A 979-nucleotide genomic window follows, 5' to 3' on the forward strand; every position below is an offset into this window, starting at 1 on the left:
ATGGAACATGACTTTGATGAAACCGATGCTGCATTGGATCCAGCGCTCACGGTAAGCAAGCTTTCCAAGGATAGCTCCGACATCCTCATCTGCCGTGTAGCTGCGATTGGTAGCAACTCCGCAAATGCGTACAACATGTACGCCACCAACTACCTCAAAGAGCTTCAAGAAAAGCAGGACAGCATGCATGGTCAGGTCGGGTATTTTGACGTGACAGTCAACGACTGCACCATCAGCAAATCTATAGACACCGGGAACCGATACACGGCTGTGAAACCAGATCCTGATGCCCGTTACCTCACTGTGAACGCTACCTTCAAAAACACTGATAACGAGGGGCGGCTACCATTCGAAGGAAGCCTTTTCATCTCTAAAGATGGCAAAGACTATAAATTCGATACCACTGAATCAGTCATGAGTGAAGGGTACGGTATCCGTTTACGTTCACTGAATCCTCTCGTCAAGCTCACTACCAAGATCGTTTACAAGGTGCCAAATGAGCTTAGCGGCGACGTGTATTGGAAGCCTGGTAGGAACGCTGAGGACAAGAAGCTTTGGTGTACTCACCTACCGCCAGCATGAGACCGAGAAATTTGATTTTGGCGGTGGCCAAGCCCGGCAGATTTTCAATGTTTCCGTTTTTGGCTGATTTGCTACCGACAGTGAAGGGCTAGATCCGACCCAAATACGACGTGAACCCGCGCACCGTTTACAGGCGCCTCGCGGCCGGCATGACCCTGGAGGCAGCATTCAAAGGCGACCGCCTGTCACTGATCAAAGAACAGGAAATTGAGCCATAACTCAGTAGCCCTGACGTATACGCTCGATTATCTCGTGCTGATTGTCGATGAAAACTGGCCATCGCTCCTCCAGCATTTCAGCTGCTCGTTCTTCACCGACTGCCTCGATGAGGCAGTCACTCACCAGCTCAAACAAGCAAGACAAAGTTCGCGCGGGCTCAGTCAGAGGTGTGTAAGCC

The 979-nt window shown here is 50.8% G+C and carries 1 protein-coding gene; it reads left to right on the forward strand.

What is annotated here, in order from left to right; translation table 11 throughout:
- Positions 1–582, forward strand: a 582-nt coding sequence (locus AC1DRJ_RS29605) for a DUF4352 domain-containing protein (protein ID WP_477805250.1), incomplete at its 5' end; no start/stop codon positions are given.
- Positions 583–979: the final 397 nt, after the last annotated feature.

The sequence above is a fragment of the Pseudomonas sp. P5_B2 genome, assembly GCF_056400445.1.